Here is a 13,876-nt window from a genome sequence, read left to right on the forward strand (position 1 = left end):
CGATCTGCGGGCCAACACCGCACCAGGCTGCAAGTAGCGCCGGCGGTAAACGCGTATCGGCGCCTTGGCCCGCCCGTTGTAGGAGCGGGTTCACCCGCGAAGAGGCCGGGCCTGCTGGCAGCTGTCTCCTGGCCATTTACCGCCGCATCTGCCACCGCATTCGCGGGTAAACCCGCTCCTACACGGTGCCTGGCCACATATTGGCGGCTCTGTCGGCAGCCCTGTGGCGTGGAGGCAACAGCGGGTTAACCCTAGCGGATTGTGCTGCTGCCAGCCTGGCAATCGCCCACTCGACCACCTGCCCGGTGAGTAGATCGCACGCTTGGCCAAACCCGGCCACTACCCCGGCTACTTGCTTGTCTGCCAGCGGCTGGCGGACCTCGAAGCGCTGGCTGGCGAGAATACGCTGAGTGCGGCCTTGCACCAGCCGTGCGTCATAGCGGATCACCACCTCCACGGTGCCGTCCGCGCGGTATTCGCTCTGGAACGCCTGCAACTCGCCAGCCAGCTCGTAGTCAGCCTGCAAATTGCTGTCGTCGGCGCTCAGGCGCTGCACCTGGCCGTCGCGCTGAAAGCCGTCGAGCAGACGGTTGCGCAGCAGCACCGGGGCCGGATCGCTCCAGCGCGCGCCCTTGTAGCTGCTGACTACATTGCCCTGCGGGATGACCGCAATCCGTGGCCCGGCCAATACCTCGCTGGCCAGCGGTTTATTCAGGCGCAATGACCAGTCCAGCGGCGGCGCGCTGCGGCTGACCTGGTTGACGGGCAAGCGATACAGGTCCACAGGCTCGCTCGTGGGCAGGATCGAGCAGGCGCTGGCCAGCCCAATCGTGACCGCCAAGGCCAGTAAGCGCAGCGACGATTTCATGGCTGGAACTCCTTGTTGTTGTCGCGGCCGAGCAGGTAGCCGCTGGGGTCGGCTTCCAGTTGCCGGGAAATGCCTTTGAGTGCGTTGAGGGTTTCGCGCAATTCGCGAATGGCTGGGGTCAGCTGGTTCAGGCCCTGGGCGCCGTCGCCGATGGCTTCGCTGTTGTCCTTCAGCAGGCTATTGATTGTGGCAGTGCTCTGCGCCAACGACTGCATGGCTTGCTCGGCGCTGCCGATGGCCTGCTTGCCCTCGGTGCCCAGCAAGCCATTGGCATTGCGCATCAGCACCTGGGTTTCGGCCAGGGTCGCGCTGGCCTGCTTGCCTACCTGGACCAGTTGCTCGATAGCCTGGCTGATGCTGCCATGCTCCCCGGCGAAGGCGCCGGTGGTCTTGTCGAGGTTGGCCAAGGTATTGCTGAGGTGGTCGATGTTGCCCTCGGAGAACATCTGGTTGGCGTTGTGCAGCAGCAAGTTGATGTTGGTCACCAGGTCGCTGCTGTCATTGAGCAGGCGCGAGATGGGCGATGGCGAGGCGATGATCACCGGCAGCTTGCCGTCTTTGCCTTTCAGCTCGGGGCTCTGTGGGGTACCGCCGCTGAGCTGGATGAACGAGTTGCCGGTCACCCCGGCCAGGGTCAGCTTGGCCTGAGTGTCTTCTTTGACTGGGGTGTCGCCGCTAAGGCGCACCCGTGCCAATACCCGACGCGGGTCTTTAGGGTCCAGGCGCAGGGTGGAAACGTCACCCACCTTGATCCCGTTGTACTGCACCGGGCTGCCACGAGACAGGCCTGAGACTGCCTCGTTGAACACGACTTCGTAGTCCTTGAACGCATCGTCGACGCTGGACTTGGTCAGCCACAGGCCGAACAGCATGGCACCGGCTACCACCAGGACGGTGATCAGGCCGATAAGAACGTGATGGGCTCGGGTTTCCATTGCTCAGCGCTCCTGGCCAGTGCGGGTGGCGGCCTGTTCGGCTGCGCGCCCGCGTGGGCCGTGAAAGTATTCTTGGATCCAGGCGTCGTTGGTCTGTTCGACCTCGGCCAATGGGCCGGCCACCAGCACCTTTTTCTGCGACAGTACGGCGATGCGGTCGGTGATGGTGTAGAGGGTGTCAAGGTCGTGGGTGATCAGGAACACCGACAGGCCGAGCGCATCGCGCAGGGTGAGGATCAACTGGTCGAAGGCCGCAGCGCCGATCGGGTCCAGGCCTGCGGTCGGCTCGTCGAGGAACAGTATGTCCGGGTCCAGGGCCAGGGCCCGGGCCAGCGCTGCGCGCTTGATCATGCCCCCCGACAAAGAAGCAGGGTACTTGTCGGCCGCCGAGATCGGCAGCCCGGCCAATGCCAGCTTTACCCCGGCCAGGTGCTCGGCATCGGCGCGGGATAACCCGGCATGCTCGATCAGTGGCAGGGCAACGTTCTCGGTCACTGTCAGGGAAGAGAACAGCGCGCCCTTCTGGAACAGTACGCCAAAACGCCGTTCGACCAATGAGCGCTGCGTTTCGCGCAGGCCGGCCAGGTCCTGGCCGAACACCTTGATCTGCCCTTCGTTGGGCCGGCGCAGGCCGATGATACTGCGCAGCAGCACCGACTTGCCGCTACCAGACCCGCCCACCACGGCAAGGATCTCGCCGCGGTACAGGTCCAGGTCGAGGTTTTCGTGCACCACTTGCCGGCCAAAGCGGTTACAGATGCCGCGGGCTTCGATCACGCTCTCACGTCGGTTCACCAGCCCATCTCCATGAAGAACAGCGCGGCCACCGCGTCGAGCACGATAACCACGAAGATCGACTGCACCACGGCCGAAGTCGTGTGTGCCCCGACCGACTCGGCACTGCCGCTGACCTTGAAGCCTTCCAGGCAGCCAATGGCGGCAATCAGAAAGGCAAAGAACGGCGCCTTGGCCAGGCCGACCAGAAAGTGCTGCACGCCAATATCGCTTTGCAGCAATGACAGGAACATGGCCGGCGAAATGCCCAGCGACAGGGCGCACACCACGGCCCCGCCGACGATACCGCAAAGCATGGCGACAAACGTGAGCAGCGGCAGGGTAATCAGCAGGGCCAGCACCCGGGGTACCACCAGCAGTTCCATGGGGTTGAGACCCAGGGTGCGGATCGCGTCTATTTCCTCATTGGCTTTCATCGAGCCGATCTGCGCGGTGAATGCGCTGGCGGTGCGGCCGGCCATGAGGATGGCGGTGAGCAACACGGCGAACTCGCGCAGGAACGAGAACGCCACCAGGTCGACGGTGAACACCGTTGCGCCGAAGTCGGCCAGCACCGTGGCGCCGAGGAAGGCCACCACGGCACCCACCAGAAAGGTCAGCAAGGCCACGATTGGCGCCGCATCCAGCCCCGTCTGTTCGATGTGTGCGACGACCGGGGTGATGCGCCAGCGGTGTGGCTGAAGGGCACGGCGTAGCAGCGTTTCGAGGATGACGCCGATGAAGCCGAGCAGTTGCATGCTGTCTTGCCACAGGGTGCCGACGGCGCAGCCTATACGCTCCAGCAGCAACAGCAGCACGTTGCGTTCGGGCTCCTTGGCCGGGATGCAATAGTCCTGGACCGATTGGTAGACATTCTTCAGCAGCGCCCGGTTGGCTTCCGGCAGCTCGTGGGTGCAGCGCGACAGACGCTCGGTGCCGAGCAGTTCAGCCAGCAGCGACGCACCGGCCGTATCCAAGCGCCCCAGCTGGCTGAGGTCGGCGACGGTGTCGGGGGTGTATTGCGCACGCAGCCGCTCGCTGTCGCGTTTCAGGCTGGCGTAGTGCGCCAAGGTCCAGTCACCGGCAATGCGCAGGCAGGCCGGTTGACTGCTGGTATCCAGAGTGAGGCTGGGGGTGGTCATAGGCTCCATGCAACTGACTCGGCGCTAAGGCTCAGGGGCTGATCATAGCGCAGCAGGCCGGGGCTGTTTGGTGATTATGTGCTGTGTGCCAGCAAGTGTTGATTACCCGGCTGGCGCATCGTCGACCACCTTGAAGCGCAGTACGCCAATCACTTGGCCATCTTCGGTCAGAACCCGCACCTGCCACCTGCCCACCGGGTTGGGTGGGAAGTTCTGCTTGTGGGTCCAGGCCCGGTAGCCTTCCTTGCGCCCACCGTGGATGTCCAGGGCAATGCGGTCCACCTCCTGGCCGTCCTTCTGCCACACGTGGTAGATCCGCTCATTCAGGCCGCGTGGTGCGTTGATGGCGGTGTAGGCGTACAAGCCGCTGCTGCGAATGCTGCTGGCGGCAATTTCGTGCAGCGACTCGCCTGGCTGGCGGTTCAGCACTTCGGTGCTCACCGCCACCTCGGTCATCCACAGGGTTGCCGGTGGTACCCAGGAGCGCAACAACCAGCCGCCAGCACCCACCGACAACGTGACCAGCACCAAGGCCACAGCCCGGCGCCAGTTATTGATGGGAAAACTGCTGGCCAGGCTGGGAAACGACAGCGCCATGGCAATGATCAGCGCCAGCTTGAAGCTTTGTGCGGTGGTCAGGTGGACGATGATCGGCAGTGCCGTGAGCAACGCAGCGAACAGGGTCAGGGTATGCAGCGCCAGGAACAGCCAGCGCCGCGGAGCGAGCCATTTGTAGTACAGCGGGTCGATGATCGAAACCAGGCCGGCAGCGCCGAGCAAGCCGGTGAACACCAGCTGGCCGCTGTTCCAGGTCGTGGTGATGAAGAAGAAGGGCAATACGAAGAACAGTGTTTCCTGGTGGATCATCTGCGTGGCGTAGCGCAGCAGTGGCTGCGGGATTTCGCGGTTGAACGTGCGCGCGAACAGGCCGGTGAGTGTGTTTTCCAGCATCAGCCACACCCAGCTGACCAGCATCAGCACGGCAACCCAACTGGCCAGGCCGGCCTGGCGGTCGACCAGGATGAAGCTGCCGATGCCGGAAAGAAAACCCCCAAGCGCGATGATGCCGGGATAGCGTTTTAGCAGTTCGATGATGCGCTGGACGATGCGGGGGATCTGGGGCATTGGCTCTACAACAGGAGAAAGTCGGGTGGCTGTGCCGGCCGCTTCGCGGGTAAACCCGCTCCCACAGGATTACCACAGCTTCTGCAACAGTGGGGGCCCTGTGGGAGCGGGCTACCCGCGAAGAGGCCGGTACTGGCAAAAGAATACCGCCGATTCACCGCCGGCGTGTAGCACCGCTCGGCCGCTGCAGGCCATGCCGCCGCCAGCGCATCAGCCCCGCGGCCAGGAGCAGCCCTACCAGCAGGGCACCCAGCCCGTAGAATTCGTCATAACCCAGCAGCGGCTTTTCAATGCGTACGTAGCCGTCTTCCTTGAGCAATTCCCGCAACGCCTGGTTGGCTTGCTCCAGGGTGACCTGGCGCAGTTTGCGCACCGGGTTGGTGAAGCGGCCGTCGATGTAGTCGTTCAGCGCTCCCCAGTAGTAATCGGCCAAGGCACTGTTGCCTTGGGTGCTCCAGCTTTCCTTGGCGACACTGGCATCCTTGATGCGGGCGAACGTATCCGGGTCCAGCCCCTCTTTGCGCAGGTGCTTGAACAACCGCTGCATGACCGCTACGGCTTTGTCGATGTCATCGCGCTCCAGGTCGGCATTGACGCTCAGCAGGCCGGTGTCACCAAAACTTTCGCGCTGCACCGAGGGCCCGTACGACAAGCCATTGCGCAGGCGCAGCTGGTCGTAGATGGCCCAGTCCAGGTAGCGTGCCAGCAGGTCAAGGGTGGCCTGGTGGTCGTTGTCCAGTACCGGCTCGATGAAGAGCCAGTGCAGTTTCACGCCGTCACCGAGCCAGCCACGGGTCAGATCGCGACGCTGTTCGGCCTGCTGGGTGATGCTCTCCAGGTTGCGGCGCTCTTCCGGCTCGGTGGCCGGCAGCTCGCCAAACGAGCGTTCCAGATAGGCCGGCAACAGGCGGTCCAGGCCACCGACCATGATCAGGGTCATGTTGTTGGCGGCGTACCAGCGGTCGCGCAGGGCCTGGACCTGTTCCAGGGTCATGTCGTCGACGTTGGAGCGCTCTGGGCACTTCAGGCCCAGCTCGGTGGCCAGTTGGTCGCTGGCGGGGTGGCCGATGTCCTGGCGGTCGAGCCAGCGCTGCAGGTGACCGTAGTGGCCGCCATCCTCGCGTTCGATGATACGTTTGGCGGTGGCCAGGGCCTTGGCATCGATGTGGGTATCGCGGATGACCGCCAGCAACAGGTCGAGTACCTTGCGCTGGTTGCGCGCCGGGGCTTCGATGACGAAAGTGGTATCGGCACTGCTGGTAAAGGCGTTCCATTCCCCGCCAAGCGCCTGCAGGCGCTCTTCCAGGCCGCCTTCGCCGGTTTCATCGATGCCGCTGAACAACAGGTGTTCAAGCAGGTGCGGCAGCTCTTTCTGCTCGCAATCGAAATCATCCAGCCCAACCCCGACCACCAGGCGTATCGCCACATGGTCACGCTCGTAGCCATTTTTCAGAATCACCTGCAGGCCGTTGGGCAACAGGTAGCCTTCCACCCGCGACCGGTCGAGGGCGAAAGTGGGCAGGCTGCAGATCAGGAGGCAAACGAACATCAGGCAACGCATGGGCGAGCTAGGGTCCTCAGCTAGGCAGAATCAAGGCTGGCTGGCTTCATCCGGCACACTGTCGAGCATCAACCCGCCGGTGTCCGAGCCGCCCAGTACCACATAGGCACTGCTACAGAACAAAGAGTTCAAACGCTTCATGTCGGCGATCAGCTCCAAGTGTAGCGAACTGGTCTCCAGGCTTTGCATGACTTTGCGTTGCAGGCGGCTGACGTGGGCGTGGGCCAGGCGCCGCTCCTGGGCCCGGAACCGACGTTTTTCGCGCAGTAGCAAGCGGGCGCTTTCCGGGTCGGCGCTGAGGAACACCGACAAGCCCAGGCGCAGGTTGGCCAGCAATTGTTCCTGCAGGCCGGTCAGTTCTTCCAGGCCGACCTGGGAAAACTCACGGCGCTGGGTGGTCTTCTGCTGCTGGACCTTGCGCAGCATACGTTCTATGAGGTCACAGGCCAGCTTGAGGTTGATAGCCACTTCGATGATTTCAGCCCAGCGACGGTTGTCTTGCTCGCTGAGGTCCTCGCGTGTCATCTGCGCCAGGTACAGCTTGATCGCGCTGTAAAGGGCGTCGGCATCTTCGCCCAGGGCGCGAACCTGCTGGGGTAGCGCCGTCTGGGTGCCCCGCAGGGCCCCCAGCATGGCTTCGAGCAGGCTGTCGACGATGTCGCCCAGGCGCAGGGTTTCCCGTGCGGCATTGGCCAGGGCCAGGCTGGGGGTCTCCAGTGCGGACGCGTCGAGGTGGCGCGCACGGATCTGGCCGTTGCTGTGTTCCCGCTCGGGCAGCAGCACATTGCACAGCCGACCCATGGGGTTGACCGTGGGTAGCATCAGCAAGCAACGGGAGGTGTTGTAGAGCAGGTGGAAGCCGATGACCAGCTCTTGCGGGCTGAAGCTCAGCGAGTCCATCCAGCCTACCAGCGGGTGCAGGACGGGAATGATCAGCACCAGGCCGATCAGCTTGTACAGCAGGCTGCCCAAGGCCACCCGGCGGCCGGCGGCGTTCTGCATGCTGGTGCTGATGAACGCCAGCAGGCCACTGCCGATGTTGGCGCCGACTACCAGGCCAATGGCTACCGGCAGGCTGATGACCTCGGCACCGGCCAGGGTTGCCGTGAGCAGAACGGCCGCCAGGCTGGAATAAGAGACCATGGCGAACATCGCCCCGACCAGGGCATCGAGCATGATGTCGCCCGTCAGCGAGGCGAACACCACCTTTACGCCTTGGGCATGGGTGATGGGTGCGGCGGCCTGTACGATCAGCTCCAGCGCCAGGATGATCAGGCCCAGCCCGATACCCACCCTGCCCAGTTGGCCAGCCCGCGTCTGTTTGCGCGAAAGGAAAAAGATGACGCCAAGGAAGATCAACAGCGGCGACAGCCATGAAAGGTCCAACGTGAGTACCCGGGCCATCAGCGCGGTGCCGACATCGGCGCCAAGCATGATTGCCAAGGCCGGGGTCATGGCCATCAGGCCCTGACCGACGAACGAGGTGACCAGCATGGCCGTGGCGTTGCTGCTTTGCACCATGGCAGTGACCAGAATGCCGGCAATGAATGCCAGCGGGCGCTTGTTCATGTTCTGGCCAATGATGCGCCGCAGATTCGAGCCGAATACCCGAAGGATGCCGGTGCGCACGATATGGGTGCCCCAGACCAGTAGCGTTACGGCCGAGAGCAGGTTGAGCAGGGTCAGCATGGCGAAGGCCCCCTGAAGCACAGGCCCATGGGGCCAAGGGAAGAAACGTGAGCGTTCGAATAGGTTTTCATTGCTCACTCAAAGCTTTAGCTGTTTTACGCAGTGCTTGCCAGCTTCGCACGGTAGTCATCAATTTGAAACATACCGTGAATGAATCATTGCCGGTCTTGCAGGCGCAACGTAGCAGCCATTCAAAAATGAAAAAGGGGCCCCGTAGGGCCCCCGCTGTCCTGCACGTTCCGCTCTTACTGACCCGGAATGTCCTTGCGCAGTTTCACTGGGTCATGCTCTTTGCCGTCCTTGCGGGCCAGGGCAGTGCGCATGCGAATGTTGATGGCCTCTACCGCCAGCGAGAAGGCCATGGCGAAGTAGACGTAGCCTTTGGGCACGTGCACGTCGAACGCTTCGGCGATCAGTACGGTACCGACCACGATCAGGAACGACAGTGCGAGCATCTTCAGCGATGGGTGCTTGTCGATGAAGTTGCTGATGGCGCCGGCGCACAGCATCATCACCAGTACGGCCACGACGATGGCAGCGATCATCACTGGCACGTGGGACACCATGCCTACTGCGGTGATCACCGAGTCCAGCGAGAACACGATGTCGATGATGGCAATCTGAATGATGGTGTAGAAGAACTTGCCACCTGCGCCTTTGGGCGCTTCATCGTTTTCGTCCTCACCTTCCAGGCCGTGGTAGATCTCTTGCGAGCTTTTCCACAGCAGGAACAGGCCGCCGAAGAACAGGATCAGGTCACGCCCGGAGATGCCCTGGCCGAGCACCACGAACAGGTCGGCGGTAAGGCGCATGACCCAGGTGATCGACAACAGCAGCATGATGCGGGTGACCATGGCCAGGGCCAGGCCGAAGATCCGGGTGCGCGGCTGCATGTGCTTGGGCATGCGGCTGACCAGGATCGAGATCATGATGATGTTGTCGATCCCGAGGACGATCTCAAGCGCGGTGAGGGTAAAAAAGGCAACCCAGATTTCCGGGCTGGTCAGCCATTCCATGTTGTTTCCTTCGAGCGGTAAAGGCGACGCGCCCTGCAGGGCGCGTCGCGGTGGGGTAATACGCGTTTATTAAAGACTACTGAACAGCGGGAAAATGCCCATCAGCAGCGCGGCGAACATTATGCACAGGCACACCAGCACTGCCCACTTGAGCGTGAAGCGCTGGTGATCGCCAAACTCGATACCGGCCAGGGCTACCAGCAGGTAGGTCGAGGGTACCAGTGGGCTGAGCAGGTGTACCGGCTGGCCGACGATCGATGCGCGGGCCATTTCAACCGGGCTGATGCCGTAGTGGCTGGCGGCCTCGGCCAACACTGGCAAAACCCCGTAGTAGAACGCGTCGTTGGACATGAAGAAGGTGAACGGCATGCTCACGATTGCGGTGATCACTGCCATGTACGGGCCCATCGCTTCAGGGATGACTGCCAGCAGGCTCTTGGACATGGCGTCGACCATGCCGGTGCCCGACAGAATGCCCGTGAAGATGCCCGCGGCGAAGATCAGCCCGGTGACTGCCAGCACGCTGCCGGCGTGGGCGGCGATGCGGTCTTTCTGCTGTTGCAGGCAGGGGTAGTTGACGATCATGGCAATGCTGAAGGCGATCATGAACAGCACCGGCAGCGGCAGGATACCGGCGATCAGCGCGACCATCAGGGCGGCAGTCAGCGCGCCATTGAAGTACAGCAGCTTGGGGCGGCGGGCCTCAGGGAATTGCGAAACGGTGATATCGCTATGGTCGGTGTCATCGGTTGGCAGGTGCAGTTCACCCAGGCGGGCACGCTCACGCTTGCCGTACAGGTAGGCAATGGCCAGGATGGCCAGTACGCCGAACAACATGGCCGGGATCATCGGCACGAAAATGTCCGACGGGTCCACGTGCAGGGCGCTGGCGGCACGTGCGGTCGGGCCGCCCCAAGGGGTCATGTTCATCACGCCGCCGGCCAGAATGGTCAGGCCGGCCATGATTCGCGGGCTCATCCCCAGGCGGCTGTACATCGGCAGCATGGCGGCGCAGCAAATCATGTAAGTGGTGGCGCCATCACCATCGAGCGAAACCACCAGGGCCAGTACGGCGGTACCCACCGAGACTTTCAGCGGGTCGCCCTTGACCAGCTTGAGGATCTTGCGCACGGCCGGGTCGAACAGGCCGGAGTCGATCATCAGGGCGAAATACAGGATTGCGAACATCAGCATCACGCCGGTAGGCGCGAGCTTGCTGATGCCCTCGAGCATCATCGGGCCGATCTTGGCGGAAAAACCGCCGAACACGGCGAACAGGATCGGTACCAGGATCAGCGCGATCAAGGCCGACAGGCGCTTGGTCATGATCAGGTACATGAAGGTGATGACCATGGCAAAGCCGAGGAAGGTCAGCATGGCAATACTCCAGGCGTGGCGCTACGAAAGGAACGTCGATTCGGGCGGGTCAGCGCGTTTGGCGCTGCACGGGGAACATGGGGAGGGAGATTGCGCGAAGGCGGGCACAGGAATACATCAGGATCACCATTGTTGTTGTTGATTGGGCCGGGCGCGGTTGTTACCGGGTGCCCTGGCTGACCGGTCTTGTGCCGGTGGTGGGGGCTATCCTATGAGCACAAGCTTTCAGCCAGCTTTCGCTGATGCAAAGGCGACGAGAGGTAGATGATGCAGCATGTGACCGAGGGTGGCTGCCATTGCGGCGCGTTGCGGTATCGGCTGGCGGGTGACCTGACGGACATCGCCCACTGCCACTGCACGATCTGTCGGCGGGTAAGTGGTGGGCTGGTCGTGACCTGGCTCACCCTACCCCGCTCGGATTTCCATTGGTTAACGGGTAAGCCGAACTGCTACGTGGCCCCGCCCAGTTGCAGCCGTTACTTTTGTGGGCGGTGTGGGGCCCATGTGGCGCTGGTGACCACGCACAGTCCCGAGACCATCGATGTGACCGTAGCCACCCTCGACCACCCGGAGGGCGTGCGCGCCAACCGCCATATCTGGGTAGGCAGCCGGTTGCCTTGGCTGCACCTTGATGAGGATTTGCCGGGGGAGCACGGGGAACGCCTTTAAGATGCTGTGCTCGTGCTGCGGGTCCTGCCGCTGGCAAGCCAACTCCACTAGGTGGAAGCCGGCTCGCCGCGGATAGGCGCAATTACAACTGCAGGCCACCTGCAGCCTTGTGCAGTGCCCGCAAATGCTCGCCTATCTGCTTCACATTGGCCTCTACCGCAGAAATTTCCCTGGCCCGCGAAGGGTCCAGCAGCGCCCTCACCTGCTTGTCCAGGTTGGTACTCAGGCGCAGCAACCGGGCCTGCCGTTCCTTGCTCTCCCGCTCCAGGTGTTCGCGTTCTTCGGGCTGCGGCAGTCCATAGCCTTTGCTGTCGAGCAATTCTGCCGGGCGGCTGAGGAAGCCGCTGTTGGCAAGCATTTGCTTGAGCGTGGCATCGGCCTTGTTGACGCTGCCATCTTTCAGCGCTGCGGCATTCAGGTAGCGCTGCTTGACCTCGTCCTGGGCCAGCAACAATTGCCGGCGCAGGCTGGCCTGCTCCAGCAGCAACAGCGCAGCGCTGGTGCGCAGGTCGGCCTGGGCGAACCAGGGGCGACGTTGTTCGGCGCTCAACGCCAGCCAGTCCTCCACCAGTTGCTGCTTGATCGGCAATTGCTTGCGCAGCACCTCGAACATGGCCTGGTACCGCTCGCGATAAGAGTCGAAGCGGTAGCCCAGGCGCAGTGCCTCGCGGGGGTTGTCGAGCACGCTCGTGTCGGCTAGCCCCCTGCCCTTGAGCACGGCCAGCAAACCGTTGGGCATGATGCTGTCCAGGTCATTCAATTGCGGGTTTGCGGTGCCGCTGCGCAGCAACTTCAATGACTCTACGGCACAGTTGTTGGACAGGAACCAGTAGTTGCCGTCGTAGCTCCAGTGCATTTCAGCAGCCTGGCGCACCAGGTTTTCAACTTCTGCGCGGTTCAGCTTCAAGGGCACCGAGGCTAGGCTGCGCAGCTCTGTCTTGGTGTATTCGTCGATGACTTGGCCCAGCGGCAGCACGAACAGACGCGATGGGTAGACGCCGACCAGGCCGTCCCAGCTCGATAGCTGCACATCGTTGACGAACGCGCGGTACGACAGCACCAGGCTCTGGTCCAGGTCGAGGCGGCAGTCTGGCCCGCGGGGGCGGCCGGGTTTGCAGATGACCAGGCGCAGCATGCTGTGGCCCCAGCGGCTGACCAGGTTCTGGTTGGCTTCGGCCAACAGGTAGTCCACTTCATAAACCCGCTCGGGGTCGATTTCGCCCAGTGGCTGGCGGGCGAAGTCGCTGCCAGCATTGATGAATGGCAAGCCCTTGGCACAAGTGTGCTGTGGCGGTGCCCAGCCGAAATGCTCGTGCAGGTACTGGTTGAGCGCAGGGCGGCGGCAACCGTAGCTCGGGTCCAGGAGGAAGTACTCCATGTTCACCGCGAGGTATTCCTTGGGGCTGCTGAGTTCATAGCTGTCGGGGCTGCGTACGAACTGGCCGTTGTGCTGCTCACGCTCACCCCGGCGGCCCACGTATTGTGGCCAGCCGGCCAGGTCAAGCAGGCGCGGGTCATCGCTGAGGGTGAAGCGGCGCTCAGCCTGGCCGCGGCATTCTTCAGGCAGGCCGATTTTGCCAACGGTGCCCTGTTGGCGTTTACAGCGGGCAATCAGCGATTTTTCGCGGCTGGGCCATAGGCGCGCACGGTCGTAGATATGGCTGAGTTCGTGTAGCACAGTGGCCAGCAGCTCTTGTCGCACGGTGCCATGAGGGCGGTTGGTGCGCTCAGTGGCGGCACTGCCATCGGTGAGCCCGGGCAGCAGGCGACGGTTGAGCTGAAGGGTAGACACCAGTGTGGCCTGCCCATAGGCGTCGGCTGGCATGTTGTCGCTCCAGCTGACCTGCACGCGGCGGTCGAGTTGCTGTTTGAAGCGCGGGGGCAGCTTGGCCATGGCCTCGTCAAGCAGGGCCTGGCTGGCTTGGGTTTGCTGTGGGTCGAGGCCGGACGACTGCAGCTCGAGCTGCAGGCTGGCCAAGGCGGGCGTGCCGAGCAGCGTCAGGGCGCAGCCGAGCAGCCAGGCACGCACGCGCTTCACAGTGCGAGGATTGCTTCGGCCAATACCTGGTCGCTGGCGCCGCGTGCTTCCGGAACGCGCTCGCGCAGGGTGGTGAGGGCAGCTTCGAGCTGCGCGCCACGGATGTCTCCGTTGCTGGCCACGAAGCTGGCCGCGTCGTCGTGGGCTTCGCGTACCACTTTCGAGTCGCGGATCGAGGTGGTGGTGTCCGAGGTGAAGTCGATCGAACGGCCAAAGGCACGCACGATGATGTTGCTGGTGGCCACCAGGGTCTGTGCCTGGGCCAGGTCAGCCAGCAGGAGCATGCCGAGGGTAGCGGCAATCAGCGGTTTACGCATGGAGCATCTCCGAAAAATTACAGGGAGTCAGATGTAGTCATTGGACGAGAATTGCTTGCGCCAGTTCCAGATCGCCAACGCCCTGCCGCACGCAATTATGGCGTAATGATTCCAGGGCAGCTTCCAGCCGTGCACCGCGGATCTGGCCATGGGTGGCGACGAATGCCGCGGCATCGTCACGCGCCTCACGCACCAATTTGCGGTCAAAGGGTGCAGTGGTGACCTGGCTGGTGGCGTAGGCCGAGATCACCAGGCCTTGGGTGGTGGTGTCCATGGCATGGGCGCTGGCCATGCCGGCAAGGGAAAACAGCAGCGGCAACAGATAACGCATGGGTTCTACGACAACTGGAATGAACGGTGGCGAG

Annotated in this window: 13 protein-coding genes; 1 reads left to right on the forward strand and 12 read right to left on the reverse strand. The window is 63.0% G+C overall.

Translation table 11 applies throughout. The annotated features are described in order from the left end of the window. Positions 1 to 178: 178 nt before the first annotated feature. The 9 genes from GEV39_RS00480 to GEV39_RS00520 form a co-directional block, all read right to left on the reverse strand. Entirely contained in the window at positions 179 to 868 is a 690-nt protein-coding gene (locus tag GEV39_RS00480) for an ABC-type transport auxiliary lipoprotein family protein (RefSeq protein WP_249414313.1), read from the reverse strand. Then, positions 865 to 1,803, reverse strand: a complete 939-nt coding sequence (locus tag GEV39_RS00485; protein WP_173887122.1) for an MlaD family protein — start codon at positions 1,801 to 1,803, stop codon at positions 865 to 867. The genes GEV39_RS00480 and GEV39_RS00485 overlap by 4 nt, the downstream gene beginning before the upstream one ends. 3 nt (positions 1,804 to 1,806) lie before the next feature. Then, positions 1,807 to 2,598, reverse strand: coding sequence for an ABC transporter ATP-binding protein (locus tag GEV39_RS00490; protein ID WP_009683570.1), 792 nt, complete (start codon positions 2,596 to 2,598; stop codon positions 1,807 to 1,809). Then, entirely contained in the window at positions 2,595 to 3,728 is a 1,134-nt protein-coding gene (locus GEV39_RS00495; RefSeq protein WP_173887123.1) for an ABC transporter permease, read from the reverse strand. Before GEV39_RS00495 ends, GEV39_RS00490 begins: the two co-directional genes overlap by 4 nt. 93 nt (positions 3,729 to 3,821) lie before the next feature. Further along, positions 3,822 to 4,844: a DUF5924 family protein gene (locus tag GEV39_RS00500; protein ID WP_173887124.1), complete on the reverse strand. Its 1,023-nt coding sequence runs from the start codon at positions 4,842 to 4,844 to the stop codon at positions 3,822 to 3,824. A 154-nt stretch (positions 4,845 to 4,998) separates the two neighbouring features. Next, positions 4,999 to 6,405 (reverse strand): M16 family metallopeptidase, encoded by a 1,407-nt coding sequence (locus GEV39_RS00505; protein WP_173887126.1) that lies wholly within the window; start codon positions 6,403 to 6,405, stop codon positions 4,999 to 5,001. Between the two features lie 30 nt (positions 6,406 to 6,435). Beyond that, positions 6,436 to 8,094 carry a Na/Pi cotransporter family protein gene (locus GEV39_RS00510; protein WP_173887128.1) on the reverse strand — a complete coding sequence of 553 codons (1,659 nt, stop codon included), beginning with the start codon at positions 8,092 to 8,094 and terminating at the stop codon, positions 6,436 to 6,438. 245 nt (positions 8,095 to 8,339) lie between these two features. Beyond that, the gene (locus tag GEV39_RS00515) at positions 8,340 to 9,110 is read right to left on the reverse strand and encodes a TerC family protein (RefSeq protein ID WP_029885361.1); all 771 of its coding nucleotides are present in this window, start codon (positions 9,108 to 9,110) and stop codon (positions 8,340 to 8,342) included. Positions 9,111 to 9,179: 69 nt separating this feature from the next. Beyond that, complete coding sequence (locus tag GEV39_RS00520) at positions 9,180 to 10,487, reverse strand: CitMHS family transporter (protein WP_009683564.1); 1,308 nt, start codon at positions 10,485 to 10,487, stop codon at positions 9,180 to 9,182. 267 nt (positions 10,488 to 10,754) lie between these two features. On the opposite strand from GEV39_RS00520, the gene GEV39_RS00525 reads away from it, so the two are divergent. Then, entirely contained in the window at positions 10,755 to 11,156 is a 402-nt protein-coding gene (locus tag GEV39_RS00525; RefSeq protein WP_029885362.1) for a GFA family protein, read from the forward strand. Between the two features lie 82 nt (positions 11,157 to 11,238). Here GEV39_RS00525 and GEV39_RS00530 read toward each other — a convergent pair whose 3' ends face one another. From GEV39_RS00530 to GEV39_RS00540, 3 genes are read right to left on the reverse strand one after another with little or no spacing between them, the layout of a single operon-like run. Next, on the reverse strand, positions 11,239 to 13,194 hold the full coding sequence (locus GEV39_RS00530) for a DUF7844 domain-containing protein (RefSeq protein ID WP_173887130.1): 1,956 nt from the start codon (positions 13,192 to 13,194) through the stop codon (positions 11,239 to 11,241). Beyond that, on the reverse strand, positions 13,191 to 13,511 hold the full coding sequence (locus GEV39_RS00535) for a DUF2388 domain-containing protein (RefSeq protein WP_009683561.1): 321 nt from the start codon (positions 13,509 to 13,511) through the stop codon (positions 13,191 to 13,193). Before GEV39_RS00535 ends, GEV39_RS00530 begins: the two co-directional genes overlap by 4 nt. Positions 13,512 to 13,548: 37 nt before the next feature. After that, positions 13,549 to 13,842: a DUF2388 domain-containing protein gene (locus GEV39_RS00540; RefSeq protein WP_173887132.1), complete on the reverse strand. Its 294-nt coding sequence runs from the start codon at positions 13,840 to 13,842 to the stop codon at positions 13,549 to 13,551. Positions 13,843 to 13,876: the final 34 nt, after the last annotated feature.

The organism is Pseudomonas sp. NY5710, assembly GCF_013305665.1.
Taxonomy (GTDB): Bacteria; Pseudomonadota; Gammaproteobacteria; order Pseudomonadales; family Pseudomonadaceae; genus Aquipseudomonas; species Aquipseudomonas juntendi.

Bases quoted from the DNA above. Each gene is read 5' to 3' on its own strand.
- GEV39_RS00480 (WP_249414313.1), bottom strand. From the start codon at position 868: ATGAAATCGTCGCTGCGCTTACTGGCCTTGGCGGTCACGATTGGGCTG.
- GEV39_RS00485 (WP_173887122.1), bottom strand. From the start codon at position 1,803: ATGGAAACCCGAGCCCATCACGTTCTTATCGGCCTGATCACCGTCCTG.
- GEV39_RS00495 (WP_173887123.1), bottom strand. From the start codon at position 3,728: ATGGAGCCTATGACCACCCCCAGCCTCACTCTGGATACCAGCAGTCAA.
- GEV39_RS00500 (WP_173887124.1), bottom strand. From the start codon at position 4,844: ATGCCCCAGATCCCCCGCATCGTCCAGCGCATCATCGAACTGCTAAAA.
- GEV39_RS00505 (WP_173887126.1), bottom strand. From the start codon at position 6,405: ATGCGTTGCCTGATGTTCGTTTGCCTCCTGATCTGCAGCCTGCCCACT.
- GEV39_RS00510 (WP_173887128.1), bottom strand. From the start codon at position 8,094: ATGCTGACCCTGCTCAACCTGCTCTCGGCCGTAACGCTACTGGTCTGG.
- GEV39_RS00515 (WP_029885361.1), bottom strand. From the start codon at position 9,110: ATGGAATGGCTGACCAGCCCGGAAATCTGGGTTGCCTTTTTTACCCTC.
- GEV39_RS00520 (WP_009683564.1), bottom strand. From the start codon at position 10,487: ATGCTGACCTTCCTCGGCTTTGCCATGGTCATCACCTTCATGTACCTG.
- GEV39_RS00525 (WP_029885362.1), top strand. From the start codon at position 10,755: ATGCAGCATGTGACCGAGGGTGGCTGCCATTGCGGCGCGTTGCGGTAT.
- GEV39_RS00535 (WP_009683561.1), bottom strand. From the start codon at position 13,511: ATGCGTAAACCGCTGATTGCCGCTACCCTCGGCATGCTCCTGCTGGCT.
- GEV39_RS00540 (WP_173887132.1), bottom strand. From the start codon at position 13,842: ATGCGTTATCTGTTGCCGCTGCTGTTTTCCCTTGCCGGCATGGCCAGC.